Raw genomic sequence first — 16,984 nt, 5'->3', positions numbered from 1 at the left:
ACCAGAATGCGGAATTGGCAAAGGACAACCTATGCGCGCGCTTTCGCTTCGCACCCTCGCACTACTGACCATGCTGCTGCCGGGCGCGGTCTCGGCACAGGCGTTCGACACCCATGCGGGCGCGGCCTGGGTCTATGACATGGCCACCGGCACCGTGCTGATGCAGAAAAATGCCCAGCAGGAACTGCCCCCCGCCAGCATGTCCAAGCTGATGACGCTGTATATGCTGTTCGAAGCGTTAGAGGAGGGGCGCGTTCAGATGGACACCCGCCTGCCCGTTTCCACCAAGGCGCGGCAGATGGGCGGATCGACCATGTTCCTGAACGAACGCGACCGCCCCACGGTTGAGGAGTTGATAAAGGGCATCATCGTCCTGTCGGGCAACGATGCCTGCGTGGTCATCGCCGAAGGTCTGGCCGGAACCGAGGATGCCTTTGCCCGGCAGATGAACGAACGTGGCCGCCAGATGGGGCTGACGCATTCGCATTTTACCAACTCGACCGGCTGGCCGGACCCGCAGCACCGCATGTCGATGGAGGATCTGGGCCATCTCGCCCAACGGCTGATCGAGGAATTTCCCCAGTATTACCACTATTTCGGCATCGCCGAATATGCGTTCGACAACCGCGCGCCGTCTAACCGGCGCAACCGCAACCCGCTGCTGGCGCTTGGCATGGGCGCTGACGGGCTGAAGACCGGCCACACGCAAGAGGCGGGCTATGGTCTGGTCGGATCGGCGGCGCAGGGCGACCGGCGGGTGATCTTTGTCATCAGCGGGCTGGACAGCGACCGCGCGCGGGCCGAAGAATCGGAACGCATCCTGAACTGGGCCTTCCGCCAGTTCACCATGCGCACCGTCGTGCCCGAGGGCGAACCCGTGGTGCAGGCCCCGGTCTGGCTGGGCACCGCCGGGCGCGTTTCACTGACTACGCAGCACGGGGTGCGGGTGCTGATTCCGGCGGGCGCGCAGGATGGCGTCCGGGCCGAGGCGGTGTATCAATCGCCCCTGAACGCCCCCGTCGCCAAGGGCGACCGCCTTGGCGAACTGGTCGTCACCGTCCCCGGCGCGGGCGAGGCGCGCACCCCGCTGATCGCCGCCGCCGATGTCCCCGAGGCCGGTTTCATGGGCCGGGTGCGTGGCGCGGCTCAGCGTCTGATGCAGCGCACCGTCGAGGCGACCGGCCGCTGATGTTCATCAGCTTTGAAGGCATCGACGGCTGCGGCAAGTCCACTCAGGCACGGCTGCTGGCGGATGCGCTGCGGGCCGAAGGGCGCGATGTGGTGCTGACGCGCGAACCCGGCGGCGCACCGGGGGCCGAGGAAATCCGCCGCCTGCTGGTGCAGGGTGCCGGCGAACGCTGGTCGGGCGAGACCGAGGCACTGCTGTTCACCGCCGCCCGCCGCGACCATCTGGAACGCACCATCCGCCCCGCGCTGGATGCCGGGCGCGTGGTTATCACCGACCGCTTTACCGACAGCACCCGCGTGTATCAGGGCGCGGCGCGTGGCGAATTGCGCGATCTGGTGGACCGCCTGCACGATCTGGCCATCGGTATCTGGCCCGACCGCACCTTCGTCATCGACATCGACCCGGCCACCGGCCTGTCGCGCGGCATGGCGCGGGGCGGGGTCGAGGATCGCTTTGAACGCCTTGGGCTGGCGTTTCAGGAAAAGCTGGCCTCCGGGTTTCGCGAACTGGCGGCGGCCCAGCCGGGGCGTGTCCGGCTGATCGACGGGCGCGGCACCCCCGAACAGGTGGCCGCCCGCGTCCGGGCCGCGCTATGAAGCTCGCCCCTGACGAGGATATTCCCGAACCCGACCGCGTGCCGGGTGCCCCGCATCCGCGCCACACGCCGCGCGTCATCGGGCAGGATGCTGCCATCGCCGATTTTCTGGCCTCGGCGGACAGCGGGCGGCTGCATCACGGCTGGCTGCTGACCGGGCCGCGCGGCGTGGGCAAGGCGACGCTGGCATGGGCCATCGCCCGCTGGCTGCTGGCCGATGGCGCGCCCGACCGGCTGGACATCCCCGCCGATGCCCCGGTGGCACGGCGGGTAAACGCGCTGTCGGAACCGGGGCTGATGCTGATCCGCCGCCCGTGGGACGACAAGGCCGGGCGGCTGCGCGCCGAAATCACCGTCGATGAAATCCGGCGGCTGCTGTCGTTTTTCCACCTGTCGGCGGCGGGCGGCGGGCGGCGCGTGGCCATCATCGACGCGGCCGACGACCTGAACACCGCCGCCGCCAACGCCCTGCTGAAAGTGCTGGAGGAACCGCCCAAAGACGGGCTGATCCTGCTGATCGCCCATCAGCCCGCGCGTCTGCTGCCCACGATCCGCTCTCGCTGCCGCGAACTGCGCCTGTCGCCCCTGCCGCCCGAGGCGATGGCGCAGGCCCTGACCGGGCTGGGCATCACCGGCGACACCGATTCGCTGGCCGCTCTGGCGCATGGTTCAGTCGGCGAGGCGCTGCGGCTGGCCGGGCAGGACGGGCTGGCGGTTTATCAGCAGATCGTGGACCTGTTCGCCACCCTGCCCCGGATGGATCGTGGCGCGGCGGGCAAGCTGGCCGAACTGGCCGCAAAGCGACCGGGGGCCGAGGGCGACCCCTTCGATCTGGTGATGACGCTGCTGGACCTGTTCCTGAACCGGCTGGCCCGCGCCGGGCTTTCAGGCCCGCCGCTGCCGCAGGCAGCCAAGGGCGAAGGCGCGCTGATGGCCCGCCTATCCCCCGACGCCGGGGCCGCGCGGGCATGGGCCGGGGCGCAGGCCGATCTGTCGCCCAAGGCGCGGGCAGGCAAGGCGGTGAACCTTGACCCTGCGGCGCTGGTGATGGATATGCTGATCCAGTTGGGGCATCGCGCCCCCACCTGATCTGCATGGACCTGACGATGACCGACGACCCGGCCCCGCATGGCGCGCCGCCCGCCCAGATCGTGGACAGCCATTGCCATCTGGACTTTCCCGACTTTGACGGCCAGCAGGCCGATCTGATCGCCCGCGCCCGCGCCGCCGGGGTGACGCGGATGGTCACGATCTGCACCCGGCTGCACAAGGAACCCGCCGTCCGCGCACTGGCCGAGGCGCATGACGGCCTGTTCTATGCCGCCGGCACGCATCCGATGTATGCCGCCGAGGAACCCTTGGCATCCGTTGACGAGCTGATCGCGCTGGCCGCGCATCCCAGGATGGTCGGCATCGGCGAAACCGGGCTGGATTATCACTATACCGCCGACAGCGCCGAAATTCAGGCCGTCAGCCTGCGCAACCATATCGCCGCCGCGCGCGAAACCCGGCTGCCGCTGATTATCCACGCCCGCGACGCCGACGACGATATGGCCCGCATCCTGACCGAAGAACACCGCAACGGCGCCTATTCCTGCGTGATGCACTGTTTCACCTCGGGCGCGGGGCTGGCGCGGGCGGCGCTGGATCTGGGGTTCTATCTGTCGATGTCGGGGATCGCGGCCTTTCCACGCTCGACCGGGTTGCGCGATATTTTCGCCGCCGCCCCGCCCGACCGTATCCTGCTGGAAACCGACGCGCCCTATCTGGCCCCGCCCCCCTTTCGTGGCAAACGGAACGAGCCGGCCTATGTCGCCCATACCGCCAGGGTCGGGGCAGAGCTGTTCGGGCTGAGCTATGACGAATTCGCGGCGCTGACCTCGGCCAATTTCGACCGGCTGTTCTGGAAGGCCGTGGCGTGATCCGGGCGACGATCCTTGGCTGTGGATCGTCGGGCGGGGTGCCGCGCCTTGGCGGACGCTGGGGCGAATGCGACCCTGCCAACCCCAAAAACCGCCGCCGCCGCTGTTCTCTGCTGGTGGAACGGGTAGCGGGGCACGGCACAACGCAGGTGCTGATCGACACCGGCCCCGATCTGGTGCCGCAACTGCATGATGCCGGGGTCGGGCGGCTGGATGGGGTGGTCTATACCCACGCCCATGCCGACCATATCCACGGCATAGATGACCTGCGCCAGATCGCCTATAACATGGGCGCGGTGGTGCCGGTCTGGGCCGATGAGCCCACCAGTCAGGCGCTGACCGCGCGCTTTGGCTATATCTTTGAAACGCCGCCGGGGTCGTTTTATCCGCCGGTCTGCGCGCTGAACCGGATCGCCGGGCCGGTCGCCATCGACGGCCCCGGCGGCGTGATCGAGCTGCACCCCTTCCGTGTCGCGCATGGCGAGATCGAGGCGCTTGGCTTTCGCATCGGCGAGCTGGTCTATCTGCCCGATGTGTCGGCCATCCCCGACGCCGCCTGGCCCGCGATCATGGGGGCCGAGGTGTTCATCTGCGATGCCCTGCGCCGCACGCCGCATCCCAGCCACGCGCATCTGGCACTGGCGCTGGAATGGATCGCCCGCTCTGGCGCGCCGCGCGGAGTGGTGACGAATATGCACATTGATCTGGATTACGACGCCGTTCAGGCCGAAACCCCGCCCAACATCCACCCCGCCTATGACGGCATGGTGATCGAGATCGCCTCTGGCCGGGATATTTAGACAAGAAAGCCCATGACCGCATTATTCACCGTCATCCTGCCCGTCTTTCTGGTCATCGGCTTTGGCTGGCTGGCCGCGTGGCGCGGCTGGTTCGGCGGCGAGGCGGTGGACGGGCTGATGCGCTTTGCCCAGAATTTCGCCGTGCCGGTGCTGCTGTTTGCATCCATGGCGCGGCTGGATCTGGGGTCCGAGTTTTCCGCCACGCTGCTGCTGTCCTTCTATATCGGCGCGCTGGCCAGCTATGCGGCGGGTTGGGCTGCGGCGCGGTTCATATTCCGCCGCCCGCCTGCCGATTGTGTCGCCATCGGCTTTGTCTGCCTGTTTTCCAACAGCCTGCTGCTGGGCGTGCCCATCACTGAACGCGCCTTTGGCAGCACCGCTCTGGCCGGGAACTGGGCCATTATCGCGCTGCATTCGCCGCTGCTTTATACCTTTGGCATCACGATGATGGAGTTCACGCGCGCCCGCGGTTCCGATCTGTCGGTGCCCCGCGTGGCGCTGCGCGCGCTGGAAGGCGTGCTCAGGACGCCGCTGGTCATCGGCATTCTGTCGGGGCTGGCGATGAACCTGCTGACGGATGCCGGGCTGGTGATGCCCGAAGGCTTTTGGGCGGCCGTGGACATGATCGCCCGCGCCGCCCTGCCCGCCGCGCTGTTCGGTCTGGGCGGGGTGCTGTTCCGCTATCGCCCCGAGGGCGATATGGGGCCGATCCTGACATGCTGTTTCTGCGCCCTGATCCTGCACCCCGCGATCACCTTTGGTCTGGCCAAGGCGATGGGGCTGGACATCGCCGGAATGCGTTCAGCGGTGATGACGGCGGCCATGGCACCGGGGGTGAACGCCTATCTGTTCGCCAATCTCTATGGCACAGCGCGTCGGGTCGCGGCCTCATCGGTGCTGGTGGCCACGGCGGGGTCGATGCTGACCATCTGGATGTGGCTCGAACTGCTGCCCTGACGTTGCCCCCAGCGGGACCGCTGCGCCCCACCAGAACGCCTTTCGACACCCTCTGGCCGCATAAGCGATTATATCTTGTGTCAGGCGGCAGCGATCCTTGGCGCACAGCGCAAGGGTTTTCATGCCTGACGGCCACGCAAAGCTGACCTCCCGCGCCGCAGGCACGGCGTCTGCCATGCGGGCATTGCCGCCGTTCAGCTGGATGGTGACGTCACGACCACGACCTTGCCGAACGGCTGCCCACTTTCCAGATAGGCGTGGGCATCGGCAATGTCATCCAGCGTAAAGCTGCGGTCGATCCGGGGGATGATCGCCCCAGCCGCAATACCGGCGGTAAGAAATCCATGCGCAGCGCAACCTTCAGCAGAAAGGGCATCGGCTCATTGCTGAGCGCACCGTGGATGACGATGCTGCCGCCCGGACAGGTGTCCGACCTGAAACCTGGAAACCCCGGCCCCTAGCGCCGTGACCCGCCCCACGGCCTCGAACCCGAGACGAGATGGCAGAACCGGTTTTTCGATATAGGTGTTGCGGCGAAACATGACATCCGCCCGGTTCAGCCCGATTGCCTGCACCTCGATGCCGACCTCTCCGGGGGCAGGCGGCTGTGCCGGAAGCCGGTCGATGCGCAGCACCTCTGGCCCGCCTATCGCATGAACCCGCACAACACGATTACCAGATTTCCCGATATCCATAGCCGCCCTGAGCCTTCACGAGTATTCAGTTGCAGCGTGAGCATAGCTCGCCCTCGACCGTCCATGGGTGCTGAACGTCAATCTGCCACCCCCGGCAGAAACGCCGCTTGGGTCAGAAATGCCTGAAAGACGACATATCGGGATAAATGGCGGACCCGGAGCGATTCGAACGCCCGACCCCCAGATTCGTAGTCTGTCCGTAGGCATTGATTCTGTTGAAAAAAAGCTACAACCGACCGTAGGGGAAAGCGTTTCCGTTCAAGGCGTTAAGAAACCTCTGCAAACCGAAATCGGCCAGCTTCCCGCCCTGAAAATGGTGTTAGATGAGGCCGATCAGCACATCATCCGCGACCTGATTCTTCTGGCTCTGGACGCGACCGACCCCGACACGCTGACGGCTGAAAACTTGGCCGAAGCCCGCCATGCGCTGATTGAGGCGCTGGATATTGTGGAGGGCGCGGCATGACCATAGCCCCCCACATCCGCGACAATCACACGCGAACCGATGACTGTATCAGCGTTCTTCAAGGGCTGGTGACGGCATTTGCCGCGCTGGAAGATATTGGAAGTGCATCGCAGCCGGGTTCCGACATGGCCAATGCGCGCAGCACGTTGATGAACTTGATCTGCGATCACGCCGAACAGCTTAGCCGCCTGCGCGACATGGAATGGTTCGGCTTGGGTGGCGTGGTTCGCCTGTCCGAGGCTGACGCGGCCCTAGCCCGTGGTGAAGGGGACGCGCAATGAGCCGGGAACTGGAAGCCTACATTGATGCCCGCCATGCCGAGGCCGTCCAGATAGAAGCTGTTGCGGTCGCGCTGGCCCATATGCTGTCAAGCGACCTTGGCCGATTGCCCGCCACGGCGGGGCTGGCACACGCTCTGGTAAGCATGATTGGCGATCTGGACAACAGGCTGGACTGCATGAACGTGGTGGCGGAGGGGCAAGAAACTGCTGCCGTTGCCTTTGCCGTGATGAACGCGGAGCCAGCCCGCCTTCGTGACCAATAAGAAATCCCCGTCCGGGGCGGCCGGCGGGGACTTCAAGAACACTGGTCGGTGTTCCTCTGATGTATCATGCCGCGCCGCCTTGGGCTACCCCCCAAGAGGCATAAAATGGGCATCTATCAAAAATTCGCCCCTGATTTTATCGACGCAGGCTTGCCGGTGTTTCCGGTGAATGCGCGTGAGAAGCGCCCGGCGGTCAAAGGCTGGCAGAACGTCAGCGCAAGACAATCGCGGGCATGGTGTTCGGCACCATCCCTTGCGGATGCTGACGGCATCGGCCTGCTGATGGGCAAGCCATCGGGTATCACGGAAATTGACGTGGATGCAGTCGGGGATTCTTGGATCAGCGCGGCGATAGAGCGGTTCGGGGAAACCCCGGTCATCATTCGCACCGCCAGCGGCAAAGGCAAGCTGTGGTATCGCCACAATGGTGAGCGGCGGCAAATCAGGCCATTCAAGGGCGAACCTATCGACATTCTGGGGGGCGGCTTCACGGTCGCCCCACCATCTTATCGGCTGGACCTTGGGGCATCCTATCGGTTCATCACCGGCGGGCTGGATGACCTGCACCGCCTGCCTGTTATCAGGGCCGCAGAGGGCTTTACCCGCGCCGCCGAGGCTGTCTTTCGCGGTGAACGCAATGATAGCCTGTGGCGCTATTGCATGGCGCAGGCGCGGTTCTGCGATGATGTGGAAGCCCTGATTGACGTGGCGGTGACATGGACCCGCGCCATGCCTGAACCGCTGGGGGCCGCAGAGGCTGAACGCTGCGCCCGTTCGGCATGGGGCTATGAAGTCGCGGGCAAGAACTTCCTTGGCCTGAAAAAGCCGCAAGTGACGGCGGCGGATAGGGTGATGGATGCGCTGATTGATGCACCTGACGCGCTGGTGCTGCTGCAAATGTTCCAACGCTGGCACGGCAATCGACCGTCATTCGCCATCGCCCCGCGTGCCATGAGCGAAGCAGGAAGCCCGCCGTGGCCGTGGAAGAAAATTGTGGCCGCCCGTGACGTGCTGCTTGAACGGGGGTTCATCGTGGAAGTCAGCGCACCGGAACGTGGCAAGCGGGCGGGGCGGTATCGTCTAGCGATATGTCCAGCCGGAAATGTCCAGATTTGGACATAATCATAATACATCCTTTTCCCCCTGCACCGGGACCATATTTGCTAAGGCTGGCCCGCGCGTATTCCGCCCGCCCCCGCCCCGTTCGCCGATACGCCGGGACGGAACCGGGAATGCCTTTGGCATAAGCGGCAAAAATGGTAAGCATTTCAAAAATAAGAAATAATTCCGAGTTGGTTAACCCCCCGGTTAACCCGTCAGTTAGCGAATAGGCTGCATCTGCTGCGGGGTTTGCGCACGATGTGCGGGGTTTCCGGGAAGGGTGCATCTGCTGCGGGGTGGGTCCAGATTTGGGCTTTCCTATGGTGCGGCGGTGAAAACCCGCTGGAAAATTCCAGAAACAGACACCCCGCAAGCGTCTGACACGAAACAAAAATCTGACGCACCTAATAGGTGTCCTATCAACGCGCCGCCGCACCGTGCGCGGCACTCACCCCAAGTTTGGGGTTAGCGTCGTTCGTCCGTAGCCCCCACGTAGCGGTCGGGGGAATGTCCAATGATTATGCCCATTTATGGGCATCTGCACCGTTTAACATTTGCGCGGCATTTCCCGTTATGTTAGAACATAACAAGAACATTGGGGTGGCAATGACAATCCGACATGCGCAGATGATAGACCGGCTGATGAACCGCTTTGGCGGGGCGGCTGTGCTGTCGCGCGTGGAGCAGGCCGAACCGGCCATGCCGTGGGAACCAGCCGGGGTTCCGCGCAGCTTCACGGTGCAGCTTGTCGAACTTGGCACTGATCTGGACTTGCAGGCGGGAACGCTGATTCAGGCGGGCGACCTTGTGGCGGCAATGAGGCCGCACCGGGATGTGACGCCGAAGGCGACAGACAAGGTGACGATTGGCGGGCGGACATTCAACATCGTATCGGTGCGCCAGATCCGCACGAACCCCGAAAGTGCCGCTCTCTACCACGTCTTGCATGGGCGGGCGTGATGGGAAGCGGCGAAATGGTCCCAATGGTTCAAGGGGTTGGGGGGGCGACCAACGCGGGGGGGAGTGTTCCTGTCTCTCTGCCGAAAAAAATCGGGAAAAGGGCATCGCGGCGGGCGTCTGCGGCCCTGCGGTTTCTGACGACGCTGCGCATTTCCGAAGGCAAGCTGGCGGGTAAAAAGATGCGCCTTGCCGGGTTTCAGCGGGACTTTGTGCGCGGGGCCTTGGCCGATGGCGTCATGGTGGGTGTTCTGTCTATCGGGCGCGGCAATGCCAAGACGGCGCTTTCTGCGGGGCTGGCCTTGGGCCATCTGGTGGGGGCATGGGACGATCAGCCCAAGCGCGAAATCCTGCTGGCCGCGCGGAATCGGGATCAGGCCCGGACGGCGTTCAATTTTCTGACCGGCTTCATTGAGGGCCTGCCCGAAGAAGAACAGGAACTGTTCACCATCCGGCGCGGGTCCAAGCTGGAAATTGAATATGACGGCAACGGCGGCGGTCTGGCCCGCTGCATCGCGGCTGACGGCAAGTCGATCTTGGGCGGCGCACCAACGCTGGCGATCATGGACGAACGCGCGGCTTGGGAACGCGAAAAGGGCGACAATCTGGAAAACGCGATCCTGTCGGGCTTGGGCAAGCGCGATGGCCGGGCGCTGATTATCTCGACCAGTGCGCCGGATGACACGAACACCTTTTCCCGCTGGCTGGACGAACCGCCGCCCGGCACTTTTGTTCAGGAACACCGCCCGGCCTTTGGCCTGCCTGCTGACGATCTGGACAGCCTGTTGCAAGCAAACCCCGGCGCGACCGAGGGCATCGGGTCAACGCCGGAATGGCTGGTCGCACAGGCGCGGCGGGCGATTGCGCGGGGTGGTTCGGCGCTGTCCAGTTTCCGCAACCTGAACCGGAACGAACGGGTCAGCATCGAGGACCGTTCCGTTCTGGTGACAGTGGATGAATGGCTGTCGAGTGAGGTTGCCCCGGCTGACCTGCCTGCCCGTGAAGGGCCGTGTGTCCTTGGGGTGGATCTGGGCGGTTCGCGCAGTATGTCGGCGGCGGCGTTCTATTGGCCGCAGACGGGCCGACTTGAGGCGGTTGGGGCGTTCCCCTGCACCCCCGGCTTAGCGGATCGTGGGGCTGCTGATGGTGTGTCGGGGCGCTATGTCGAGATGCACGAGCGGGGCGAGTTGTTCACCCTGGGCGATGCGACGGTGCCACCGGGGCCTTGGCTGGCCGAAATCGTGCGCCGTCTGGATGTGACCCCGGCCTGCATCGTGGGCGACCGCTTCCGCCACGCCGAGTTCACCGAGGCGCTGACCAAGGCGGGCTTGGGCCGGGTGCCGTTCATCTGGCGGGGGTTCGGCTGGAAAGACGGTTCCGAGGATGTGGAGCGGTTTCGCCGGTCGCTGTTTGACGGGCAGGTGAAGGGGGTTCCTTCGATCCTGCTGCGGTCTGCCATGTCTGACGCCATTGTTCTGATCGACCCGGCGCAGAACGCGAAATTGGCTAAGGGGCGCAGTCTGGGCCGGATTGATGCGGCTGCGGCGGCGGTTCTGGCGGTGGCGCAGGGCGCACGGATGATGGCCGCCCCTGATCGGAAGGGGGCGCGGTTCGCATGGGCGTGACACGGCATGGCGCATGGGTTTACCAAGACCGGCGATGGCAGGGCCTGCGCATGGCCGCCAAACGGCGTGACGGCTTTGCCTGCGTGAAGTGTACTTCGCGGTATCGGCTTGAGGTGGACCATATCCAGCCGGTGCGCGACCGGGCCGAACTGGCCTTCGATCTGACCAATCTTCAAACCCTTTGCGGGCCATGCCACGGCGCGAAAACCCGCATCGAGGCGGGGCATCCTGAATTGTCCCCCGAGCGCCGCAAATGGCGCGATTTGCTGCTGGACGTGCAGCCAAACCTATCAGGCAGTGAGGTAAAAAATGCTTGATTCTGTGAAAATCCAGCGGCGGCAATCGGAAATCCGCCAATCGCTGGCCGGTCTTGTGGGCAAGGACGCCCCGACCGATGACGAAACCCGCCAGATGGAGGCGCTGGACGCCGAATATCGGGCCAATGAAACCCGCTATCGCGCGGCGCTGATTGCCGAGGACAGCGAGCGGCGCGAAGCCGGGGCTGAACTGGAAACCCGTTCGGAACGCGAATGGTCTGACCTGATGGGCCGGTTCGAGTTGCGTCAGGTCGCCTTTGCTCTGGATGAAGGCCGGGCGCTGGATGGTGCCACGAAGGAGATCGTGGACGAAATGCGCAGCGCGGGCGGCTATCAGGGCATCCCGGTGCCCTATGCCGCGCTTGAAACCCGTTCGGGGGAAACCGTGTCGGGGGATGATCTGGTGAACCCTGTGGCGATCCGCCCGACGATTGACCGCATCTTTCCGGGCAGCGTTGCCGAGCGCATGGGCGTCCAGCGGATCCAGATTGCGCAAGGTTCGGTTGCCTTCCCGGTCGCAACGGCAGGTGCGGTGTTCGGATGGCAAACGGATGAACTGGCCAATGTCGGGGCTGCGAACCCCTACAAGACGACCGAACGCAGCCTGTCGCCTGACCATACCGGCGGCGCACAGATGGTTGTCAGCCGCAAGGCGCTGAAACAGTCGGGGCAGGGTCTGGAAGCGGCGATCCGGCGCGATCTGAACGCGGTGATTGCGACCGAACTTGACCGGGTTGTTATCAACGGCACGGGCGCATCGGGTCAGCCCAAGGGCATCATTCCGGGGGCATCGGATTATGGCATCACGGAAACCGATGTTGGCGCGGCGGCAAGCTGGGCGGCGTTCCGGGCCGAGGTCGTGGCCTTCATGGAAGCCAATGCGATCAGCGGCCCCGGCGCGGTCAATCTGGGCTTTGCCCCGGCGATTTGGGCGGCGCTGGATGATGCGCTGATTACCGGCACGGCTGTTTCCGAATGGGACCGGCTGGTGAAGCACGTGGGTTCCCCGGCGATCAGCAACACGATTCCGGCGGCAACCGCGCTGATGACGGCCAATGTGCAGGGCGTCGCACCGGGTTATCTGGGCCTTTATGGCGGGGTTGACCTGATCCGCGACCCCTACACCAAGGCCGCATCCGGGGCGCTGGTGCTGACCGGCCTTGTCACGGCGGATTTCACCGTGCCGCGCGGTCTGCAAACCCGCATCCTGACGGGGCTGGAATGATGGCTGGCCCCGTATTCAACGCGGGGCTTGAACTGCGGGCGGCGGGCGATGGATCCCGCCGCCTGACAGGCCGGTTCCCCTATAACAAGCGGGCGGTGATCCATTCGGGCGGCAAGGGGCAGAGGCCGCAAAAGGAACAATTTGCGCCCCGTGCGTTCGGCTTTGCTGTGGATGATCCCGACCGCGACATTCATTTGCTGGTGGGGCATAGCTTCGATCACCCGCTTGCCAGCAAAAAGGCGGGCAGCCTGATCCTGAATGATGGCGATGAGGCGCTGACGTTTCAGGCGATCCTTACCCCCGAAATCCAGCGGGCTTCGTGGGTGCAAGACTTTCTGGCTGCCTTTGCTGCTGGCCTGATTACCGGCATCAGCCCCGGCTTTCGGGTGGCACCTATCGACGGTGCCGAAAGCACCGAGGAAGAAGAGCCTTCGCTTGGCAAGGCGCTGATCCGCACCATTGCTGCGGCGGTGCTGTTTGAACTTTCGATGGTCACGCGCCCGGCTTATGGCGAGACCGAGGCCAGCTTACGCCATTTCCAGCCTGCCCCGGCGCGTGGGCTAATCCATCCCCTGAACAGGTGGCGGCTATGATCGAGACCCTGACCCAATTTGAAAGCCAGCCCGAAGGCAATAATGATCCGTGGCCCGCGCTTGAGGGGCTGTTCCAGCACGAATCCGAAGTGGCTTGGCAAAGGGTTGAACATTATACGGCTTGGCGGTTTGTGCCCCGCAACGTGTGCTGGCTGCTGGACAGCCAGGGCGGCGAATGGCACCCGCCCTTGCGCCCTTATCGTGATCTGACGGCGCGGCGGTGGACAGGTGACGGTTACGAGACCGTCCAGCTTGCCCGTGCGCCTGGTGGATGGCGCATCCCTGCTGGCCGCTATGAAATCAGTGCCGTTGTGGGTGATGGTATTGCGCCTGCTATCGTCTGCCGCGCTGTTCAACGTCTTGCCGAATATCTGCGCGACGCGGGCCAGCAACCCGCCGGGGTTCGGTCCTATTCCATCAATGCGGGCCAGCTTTCCGAAAGCCTGACCCTACACCCCAATGCCGAGGCGCGGGCCATGCAGGCATCGGGTGCGGCTGATCTGTTGCGCGGCTTTAGGAGGGTATCACATGGGCTTGATTGATCTGTTCTGGCGCAAGCCCGCGCCACCTGAAACCCGCGCCAGCGGCACCGGATACACGGCGCAGCTTATGGCGGCACGTAAAGCCTATATCGCGGGCGGCAGCCGAACGGCGGAACTGACCGCTACCGTTCAAAGTTGCGTCACGCTGTGGGAAAACGGGCTGTCGCTGGCCCATGTCGAGGGAACCGACCTGCTGACCCGGCAGGGTATGGCAATTGCGGCACGGGCCTTGGCGCTGCGTGGCGAAATCCTGTTCCTGATCCGTGACCGGCTGATTCCGGTGATCGACTGGGACTTGTCCACCCGCGACGGGCAACCCCGCGCTTATCGCGTCACCGTTCCCGAAGTCGGCGGGGGGTATTCTGAAACCGTGCTGGCCGCCGAGGTGCTGCATTTCCGCCTTGCTGCGGATCCCGGTGCGCCGTGGGCCGGGCAGCCGCCTTTGCGCCGGGCATCACTGACGGCGGGCCTGCTGGACGAGATCGAACGCGCATTGCCCGAAGTCTGGCAGAACGCGCCCTTGGGTTCGCTGGTGGTGCCGTTTCCCGAAAGTCAGGAAGTAGACCTTGAGGCGGTTGGGCGCAGCTTCACCGGACGGCGTGGCCGCGTCATGATGCGCGAATCGGTAAACGTGACGGCGGCGGGCGGGCTTGCGCCTGCAACCGACTGGCGGCCTGCCCAAACGACGCCCGACCTTGGCGGCATGGCCCCTGTCGCTACGCTGGGCGCGGCACGGGCGGCCATCTGCGGCGTGTTCGGGGTTCTGCCTGCCTTGCTGATCGAGGGCGCTCAAGGGCCGCTGGTGCGCGAGGCGCAACGCCATCTGGCACAATGGTTCCTGCAACCCATGGCGATGATGATGGCCGAAGAAGCCAGCGCGAAACTTGGCGGCCCGGTGATGATCGACGTGATGCGCCCACTGCAAGCCTTTGACAGCGGCAACCGCGCCCGTTCAGCGGCGGCGGTCATTTCCGCACTGGCAGAGGCCAAGGCCGCAGGGCTGGATGCGGGGCAAGTGGATGCGGCGCTGTCACTGGTGAATTGGGGGAAAGATGATGGAGCCGCTTAAGATCGGGGATGTGGTGCGCCTGAAATCCGGGGGGCCAAAGATGACGGTTGACGGGCAGGTGTCCACCGTGCGCGGTGCCCCATCGGGCCGCTGGTATTGCGTCTGGTTCGACGGGACCGAACGCCGGTCAGGCGAGTTTGCAAGCGAGGCGGTGGAGGCGTATCAGTCCTGATGGCGGACGACGTAGAGCATCAAGCCCCCGATAACCAGACCGGCGGCGGGCATCATCAGCATCATGAGCAGATCGAAGTTTGTCATCCTTCCAGCCCTTTCAGAATCCTTCTTGCAAGCAAATGTAAGGCGGCAGAGCCTGCAAAACAAGCAAGACTTCCCACAGCCAGCCGCCAGCCCGCGTTGGATGTTCCATAAGCTGCTGAAAACAAAGGTGCCAACCCGCCAACGGCAAAAATGGCAATCGCCAAACCGTTGATGAAGGTGGCCGTCAGCTTCGTTCGTTCATTCCGAATCAGGGTCATGGTTTTCTAGGTCCGTCGCATCAGGTCGAGCAGTTCCCGGTTTCTGTCCAAAAGATACAGTTGACGCTTGGTGATGGCGTCAAGTTGCTGGCCGCTAGTATCACCCATTTTTTCCATGCTATCTTGAATTTCAGCAAGGTTAGCTGTCATTTCCGAATAGTAACCTAGCCACATAGCTGCATCGTCTATGACTGGAGCTGGATATTTTTCTTCTAAGGCTGCCACAATTTCCGCGTTCATGCTGCGGTTGTTGTCTTCTGCAACCGCCTTAATGCGGTCACGCATCCCGTCAGGAAGGCGCAAAATAAACTGATCTGATGTTCGCCCGGTTTTCCCTGACATTGCGCCCCGCAAGTTTTACATATCACTGTGCGATCTTTGCTTGACAGTCAATAATATCCCGGTGATATGTGGAATCACGGTGATATTGGAGTCGTGCGATGAGCAACATGAAACAACTAGCCCTTCGAGTTCCCGCCGATGTAAAGGCGTGGCTGGAAGAACAAGCCGCGCGGAACGGTTCGTCGCAGAACAGTGAGGTTATCCGCGCCGTGCGCGAACGCATGGACAAGCAAGAGGCGGCGGACTGATGGCGACGTTCAGCGCCCCGAAGGTAAGGAAGGCGATCAAGCTGGCGCAGGATATGGGCTTGCCTGTTACTGGCTTTGAGGTGCTGCCTGATGGCGGTGTTCGCGTCCAGACGGCGCTTGAAAAGAAGAACGACGCCGACGCGGCCCTTGATGCATGGTTGGGGATGCAGAATGGCTAAGAAGAAGATCCCCGGTGTGAACACGTCACGCAAGCGGCTGGCTGATGGCACTGTTCGGGAATACTTCTATCATCGCGCCACGGGCGAACCTTTGCCGGGAACCTATGGCAGTGCCGAGTTTCTGGCCGCTTATGTCGAGGCCGAAAAGGTCAAGCCGAAGGATGTTGGCAATATCAACGCCCTGATTCGCGACTACCTGCAAAGCCTCAAGTTTGAGAAGAAGCGCGATTCAACGCAGCGCGAATACAAGCGGATGCTGCTTGAGATCGAAAAGCGGTTCGGTAAGTTGCCCGTCAAGGCGCTGGAAAGCCCCCGCATCCGTGGCGTGTTCATCGAGTATCAGGAAGAAATCGGGCGGGACCGACCGCGCGAAGCCGATAACCGGCTTTCGGTTCTGTCGGCGGTGCTGACCCACGCGGCGAGCAAAGGCAACATCAGGGAAAACCCGCTGAAAGGCTTTGAGCGCATCTATGACGCCGACCGTTCGGAAATGATCTGGACCGATGGCGATGTGGCAACCTTCATGCAGGCCGCGCCGCTGGAATTGCAACAAGCGATGATCTTGGCGATCCACACAGGGCAGCGATACGGCGACCTGATCCGGCTGCGCTGGGCTGATTATGATGGCACCAATGTGAGCCTGAAGCAGAACAAGACAAAGGCGCGTGTTACCATTCACGCATCGACAACCCTGCGCCTGATGCTGGACAGCATGGAGCGGCGCGGGCCTTATATCCTGACGCGAGACGATGGCCGCCCGTGGTTTACCGAAAAGAATGACAAAGAAATGGGGAAGCAATGGGCTGCGCACATGGTTGCCTGTGGCCTGCGCCCCACGAACTTTGCCGAGTTGGCCAAGACTGTCCAGCGTGAATATCTGCGCTTCAATGACCTGCGCGGCACGGCGGTGACGCTGCTATCCGAGGCGGGGAACGGTATCCCCCAGATTTGCGGGGTGACAGGCCACACGCTGGAAAGCGCCACCCGTATCATTGCGAAATATCTGGCCATGACGCCCGCCCTTTCTAAAGCGGCGATTGTGGCCTTCGAGAACAGCCCGGCAACAGCTTTTGCAAACCGGCTGCAAACCGTCGTGCGGGGCACGGCACAACCCAACCAGAAAGTGAAAGGATAACAATATG

At 63.6% G+C, this 16,984-nt stretch carries 25 protein-coding genes; 21 read left to right on the top strand and 4 right to left on the bottom strand.

What is annotated here, in order from left to right; translation table 11 throughout:
• The first annotated feature begins 31 nt into the window (after nt 1–31).
• From Q4G14_RS10445 to Q4G14_RS10420, 6 genes are read left to right on the top strand one after another with little or no spacing between them, the layout of a single operon-like run.
• Nucleotides 32–1,189, top strand: a complete 1,158-nt coding sequence (locus tag Q4G14_RS10445; protein ID WP_303361684.1) for a D-alanyl-D-alanine carboxypeptidase family protein — start codon at nt 32–34, stop codon at nt 1,187–1,189.
• On the top strand, nt 1,189–1,785 hold the full coding sequence (gene tmk / locus Q4G14_RS10440; RefSeq protein WP_303361683.1) for a dTMP kinase: 597 nt from the start codon (nt 1,189–1,191) through the stop codon (nt 1,783–1,785). Before Q4G14_RS10445 ends, tmk begins: the two co-directional genes overlap by 1 nt.
• Entirely contained in the window at nt 1,782–2,873 is a 1,092-nt protein-coding gene (locus Q4G14_RS10435) for a DNA polymerase III subunit delta' (RefSeq protein WP_303361682.1), read from the top strand. The genes tmk and Q4G14_RS10435 overlap by 4 nt, the downstream gene beginning before the upstream one ends.
• Before the next feature lie 17 nt (nt 2,874–2,890).
• Entirely contained in the window at nt 2,891–3,706 is an 816-nt protein-coding gene (locus tag Q4G14_RS10430) for a TatD family hydrolase (RefSeq protein WP_303361681.1), read from the top strand.
• Nucleotides 3,703–4,506 (top strand): MBL fold metallo-hydrolase, encoded by an 804-nt coding sequence (locus Q4G14_RS10425; protein WP_303361680.1) that lies wholly within the window; start codon nt 3,703–3,705, stop codon nt 4,504–4,506. Before Q4G14_RS10430 ends, Q4G14_RS10425 begins: the two co-directional genes overlap by 4 nt.
• Nucleotides 4,507–4,518: 12 nt before the next feature.
• Complete coding sequence (locus tag Q4G14_RS10420; RefSeq protein WP_303361679.1) at nt 4,519–5,463, top strand: AEC family transporter; 945 nt, start codon at nt 4,519–4,521, stop codon at nt 5,461–5,463.
• Between the two features lie 194 nt (nt 5,464–5,657).
• On the opposite strand, the gene Q4G14_RS15070 is transcribed toward Q4G14_RS10420, so the two are convergent.
• Both Q4G14_RS15070 and Q4G14_RS10415 read right to left on the bottom strand, forming a co-directional pair.
• The gene (locus tag Q4G14_RS15070; protein WP_368661356.1) at nt 5,658–5,789 is read right to left on the bottom strand and encodes a zinc-binding dehydrogenase; all 132 of its coding nucleotides are present in this window, start codon (nt 5,787–5,789) and stop codon (nt 5,658–5,660) included.
• Nucleotides 5,790–5,843: 54 nt separating this feature from the next.
• Nucleotides 5,844–6,158 carry an alcohol dehydrogenase catalytic domain-containing protein gene (locus Q4G14_RS10415; RefSeq protein WP_303361678.1) on the bottom strand — a complete coding sequence of 105 codons (315 nt, stop codon included), beginning with the start codon at nt 6,156–6,158 and terminating at the stop codon, nt 5,844–5,846.
• 67 nt (nt 6,159–6,225) lie between these two features.
• Between Q4G14_RS10415 and Q4G14_RS10410 the strand changes: the two genes are divergently transcribed.
• The 12 genes from Q4G14_RS10410 (at nt 6,226) to Q4G14_RS10355 (ending at nt 14,769) form a co-directional block, all read left to right on the top strand.
• On the top strand, nt 6,226–6,624 hold the full coding sequence (locus Q4G14_RS10410; protein WP_303361677.1) for a hypothetical protein: 399 nt from the start codon (nt 6,226–6,228) through the stop codon (nt 6,622–6,624).
• Nucleotides 6,621–6,905 (top strand): hypothetical protein, encoded by a 285-nt coding sequence (locus Q4G14_RS10405; RefSeq protein ID WP_303361676.1) that lies wholly within the window; start codon nt 6,621–6,623, stop codon nt 6,903–6,905. Before Q4G14_RS10410 ends, Q4G14_RS10405 begins: the two co-directional genes overlap by 4 nt.
• Entirely contained in the window at nt 6,902–7,168 is a 267-nt protein-coding gene (locus Q4G14_RS10400) for a hypothetical protein (protein ID WP_303361675.1), read from the top strand. The genes Q4G14_RS10405 and Q4G14_RS10400 overlap by 4 nt, the downstream gene beginning before the upstream one ends.
• A 105-nt stretch (nt 7,169–7,273) precedes the next feature.
• Nucleotides 7,274–8,290, top strand: coding sequence for a bifunctional DNA primase/polymerase (locus tag Q4G14_RS10395; RefSeq protein WP_303361674.1), 1,017 nt, complete (start codon nt 7,274–7,276; stop codon nt 8,288–8,290).
• Nucleotides 8,291–8,776: 486 nt separating this feature from the next.
• A complete protein-coding gene (locus tag Q4G14_RS10390) occupies nt 8,777–9,229 on the top strand; it encodes a hypothetical protein (protein WP_303361673.1) in 453 nt (150 codons plus the stop codon).
• A 179-nt stretch (nt 9,230–9,408) separates the two neighbouring features.
• Nucleotides 9,409–10,851, top strand: coding sequence for a terminase large subunit (locus tag Q4G14_RS10385; protein WP_303361672.1), 1,443 nt, complete (start codon nt 9,409–9,411; stop codon nt 10,849–10,851).
• 50 nt (nt 10,852–10,901) lie between these two features.
• Nucleotides 10,902–11,168 (top strand): HNH endonuclease, encoded by a 267-nt coding sequence (locus Q4G14_RS10380; protein WP_303361671.1) that lies wholly within the window; start codon nt 10,902–10,904, stop codon nt 11,166–11,168.
• Nucleotides 11,161–12,393: a phage major capsid protein gene (locus Q4G14_RS10375; RefSeq protein WP_303361670.1), complete on the top strand. Its 1,233-nt coding sequence runs from the start codon at nt 11,161–11,163 to the stop codon at nt 12,391–12,393. Before Q4G14_RS10380 ends, Q4G14_RS10375 begins: the two co-directional genes overlap by 8 nt.
• The gene (locus Q4G14_RS10370; protein WP_303361669.1) at nt 12,390–12,986 is read left to right on the top strand and encodes an HK97 family phage prohead protease; all 597 of its coding nucleotides are present in this window, start codon (nt 12,390–12,392) and stop codon (nt 12,984–12,986) included. Before Q4G14_RS10375 ends, Q4G14_RS10370 begins: the two co-directional genes overlap by 4 nt.
• Nucleotides 12,983–13,528, top strand: a complete 546-nt coding sequence (locus Q4G14_RS10365) for a hypothetical protein (RefSeq protein WP_303361668.1) — start codon at nt 12,983–12,985, stop codon at nt 13,526–13,528. The genes Q4G14_RS10370 and Q4G14_RS10365 overlap by 4 nt, the downstream gene beginning before the upstream one ends.
• A complete protein-coding gene (locus Q4G14_RS10360; RefSeq protein ID WP_303361667.1) occupies nt 13,515–14,597 on the top strand; it encodes a phage portal protein in 1,083 nt (360 codons plus the stop codon). Before Q4G14_RS10365 ends, Q4G14_RS10360 begins: the two co-directional genes overlap by 14 nt.
• On the top strand, nt 14,581–14,769 hold the full coding sequence (locus Q4G14_RS10355; RefSeq protein ID WP_303361666.1) for a YodC family protein: 189 nt from the start codon (nt 14,581–14,583) through the stop codon (nt 14,767–14,769). The genes Q4G14_RS10360 and Q4G14_RS10355 overlap by 17 nt, the downstream gene beginning before the upstream one ends.
• An 82-nt stretch (nt 14,770–14,851) precedes the next feature.
• Here the strand turns inward: Q4G14_RS10355 and Q4G14_RS10350 are convergent, their stop codons facing one another.
• Together Q4G14_RS10350 and Q4G14_RS10345 are read right to left on the bottom strand one after the other, a co-directional pair.
• Nucleotides 14,852–15,073, bottom strand: a complete 222-nt coding sequence (locus Q4G14_RS10350) for a hypothetical protein (protein ID WP_303361665.1) — start codon at nt 15,071–15,073, stop codon at nt 14,852–14,854.
• A gap of 6 nt (nt 15,074–15,079) precedes the next feature.
• Nucleotides 15,080–15,415, bottom strand: coding sequence for an Arc family DNA-binding protein (locus Q4G14_RS10345; protein ID WP_303361664.1), 336 nt, complete (start codon nt 15,413–15,415; stop codon nt 15,080–15,082).
• A 98-nt stretch (nt 15,416–15,513) separates the two neighbouring features.
• Between Q4G14_RS10345 and Q4G14_RS10340 the strand changes: the two genes are divergently transcribed.
• The 3 genes from Q4G14_RS10340 to Q4G14_RS10330 are packed head-to-tail and all read left to right on the top strand — an operon-like array spanning nt 15,514 to nt 16,977.
• On the top strand, nt 15,514–15,663 hold the full coding sequence (locus Q4G14_RS10340) for an Arc family DNA-binding protein (protein ID WP_303361663.1): 150 nt from the start codon (nt 15,514–15,516) through the stop codon (nt 15,661–15,663).
• On the top strand, nt 15,663–15,842 hold the full coding sequence (locus Q4G14_RS10335) for a hypothetical protein (RefSeq protein WP_303361662.1): 180 nt from the start codon (nt 15,663–15,665) through the stop codon (nt 15,840–15,842). The genes Q4G14_RS10340 and Q4G14_RS10335 overlap by 1 nt, the downstream gene beginning before the upstream one ends.
• Nucleotides 15,835–16,977 (top strand): tyrosine-type recombinase/integrase, encoded by a 1,143-nt coding sequence (locus tag Q4G14_RS10330; protein ID WP_303361661.1) that lies wholly within the window; start codon nt 15,835–15,837, stop codon nt 16,975–16,977. Before Q4G14_RS10335 ends, Q4G14_RS10330 begins: the two co-directional genes overlap by 8 nt.
• The last annotated feature ends 7 nt before the right edge of the window (nt 16,978–16,984 follow it).

The organism is Paracoccus sp. (in: a-proteobacteria), from assembly GCF_030538755.1.
Lineage (GTDB): Bacteria > Pseudomonadota > Alphaproteobacteria > Rhodobacterales > Rhodobacteraceae > Paracoccus.
The sequence above is the reverse complement of the archived record's forward strand: the minus strand, read 5'-3'. Positions and strand labels throughout refer to the sequence as shown.

Coding starts and splice junctions, on each gene's coding strand:
- Q4G14_RS10445 (WP_303361684.1), top strand. CDS start 32: ATGCGCGCGCTTTCGCTTCGCACCCTCGCACTACTGACCATGCTGCTG.
- tmk (WP_303361683.1), top strand. CDS start 1,189: ATGTTCATCAGCTTTGAAGGCATCGACGGCTGCGGCAAGTCCACTCAG.
- Q4G14_RS10435 (WP_303361682.1), top strand. CDS start 1,782: ATGAAGCTCGCCCCTGACGAGGATATTCCCGAACCCGACCGCGTGCCG.
- Q4G14_RS10430 (WP_303361681.1), top strand. CDS start 2,891: ATGACCGACGACCCGGCCCCGCATGGCGCGCCGCCCGCCCAGATCGTG.
- Q4G14_RS10420 (WP_303361679.1), top strand. CDS start 4,519: ATGACCGCATTATTCACCGTCATCCTGCCCGTCTTTCTGGTCATCGGC.
- Q4G14_RS10415 (WP_303361678.1), bottom strand. CDS start 6,158: ATGGATATCGGGAAATCTGGTAATCGTGTTGTGCGGGTTCATGCGATA.
- Q4G14_RS10405 (WP_303361676.1), top strand. CDS start 6,621: ATGACCATAGCCCCCCACATCCGCGACAATCACACGCGAACCGATGAC.
- Q4G14_RS10400 (WP_303361675.1), top strand. CDS start 6,902: ATGAGCCGGGAACTGGAAGCCTACATTGATGCCCGCCATGCCGAGGCC.
- Q4G14_RS10395 (WP_303361674.1), top strand. CDS start 7,274: ATGGGCATCTATCAAAAATTCGCCCCTGATTTTATCGACGCAGGCTTG.
- Q4G14_RS10390 (WP_303361673.1), top strand. CDS start 8,777: ATGTCCAATGATTATGCCCATTTATGGGCATCTGCACCGTTTAACATT.
- Q4G14_RS10385 (WP_303361672.1), top strand. CDS start 9,409: ATGCGCCTTGCCGGGTTTCAGCGGGACTTTGTGCGCGGGGCCTTGGCC.
- Q4G14_RS10380 (WP_303361671.1), top strand. CDS start 10,902: ATGGCCGCCAAACGGCGTGACGGCTTTGCCTGCGTGAAGTGTACTTCG.
- Q4G14_RS10375 (WP_303361670.1), top strand. CDS start 11,161: ATGCTTGATTCTGTGAAAATCCAGCGGCGGCAATCGGAAATCCGCCAA.
- Q4G14_RS10370 (WP_303361669.1), top strand. CDS start 12,390: ATGATGGCTGGCCCCGTATTCAACGCGGGGCTTGAACTGCGGGCGGCG.
- Q4G14_RS10365 (WP_303361668.1), top strand. CDS start 12,983: ATGATCGAGACCCTGACCCAATTTGAAAGCCAGCCCGAAGGCAATAAT.
- Q4G14_RS10360 (WP_303361667.1), top strand. CDS start 13,515: ATGGGCTTGATTGATCTGTTCTGGCGCAAGCCCGCGCCACCTGAAACC.
- Q4G14_RS10355 (WP_303361666.1), top strand. CDS start 14,581: ATGATGGAGCCGCTTAAGATCGGGGATGTGGTGCGCCTGAAATCCGGG.
- Q4G14_RS10350 (WP_303361665.1), bottom strand. CDS start 15,073: ATGACCCTGATTCGGAATGAACGAACGAAGCTGACGGCCACCTTCATC.
- Q4G14_RS10345 (WP_303361664.1), bottom strand. CDS start 15,415: ATGTCAGGGAAAACCGGGCGAACATCAGATCAGTTTATTTTGCGCCTT.
- Q4G14_RS10340 (WP_303361663.1), top strand. CDS start 15,514: ATGAGCAACATGAAACAACTAGCCCTTCGAGTTCCCGCCGATGTAAAG.
- Q4G14_RS10335 (WP_303361662.1), top strand. CDS start 15,663: ATGGCGACGTTCAGCGCCCCGAAGGTAAGGAAGGCGATCAAGCTGGCG.
- Q4G14_RS10330 (WP_303361661.1), top strand. CDS start 15,835: ATGGCTAAGAAGAAGATCCCCGGTGTGAACACGTCACGCAAGCGGCTG.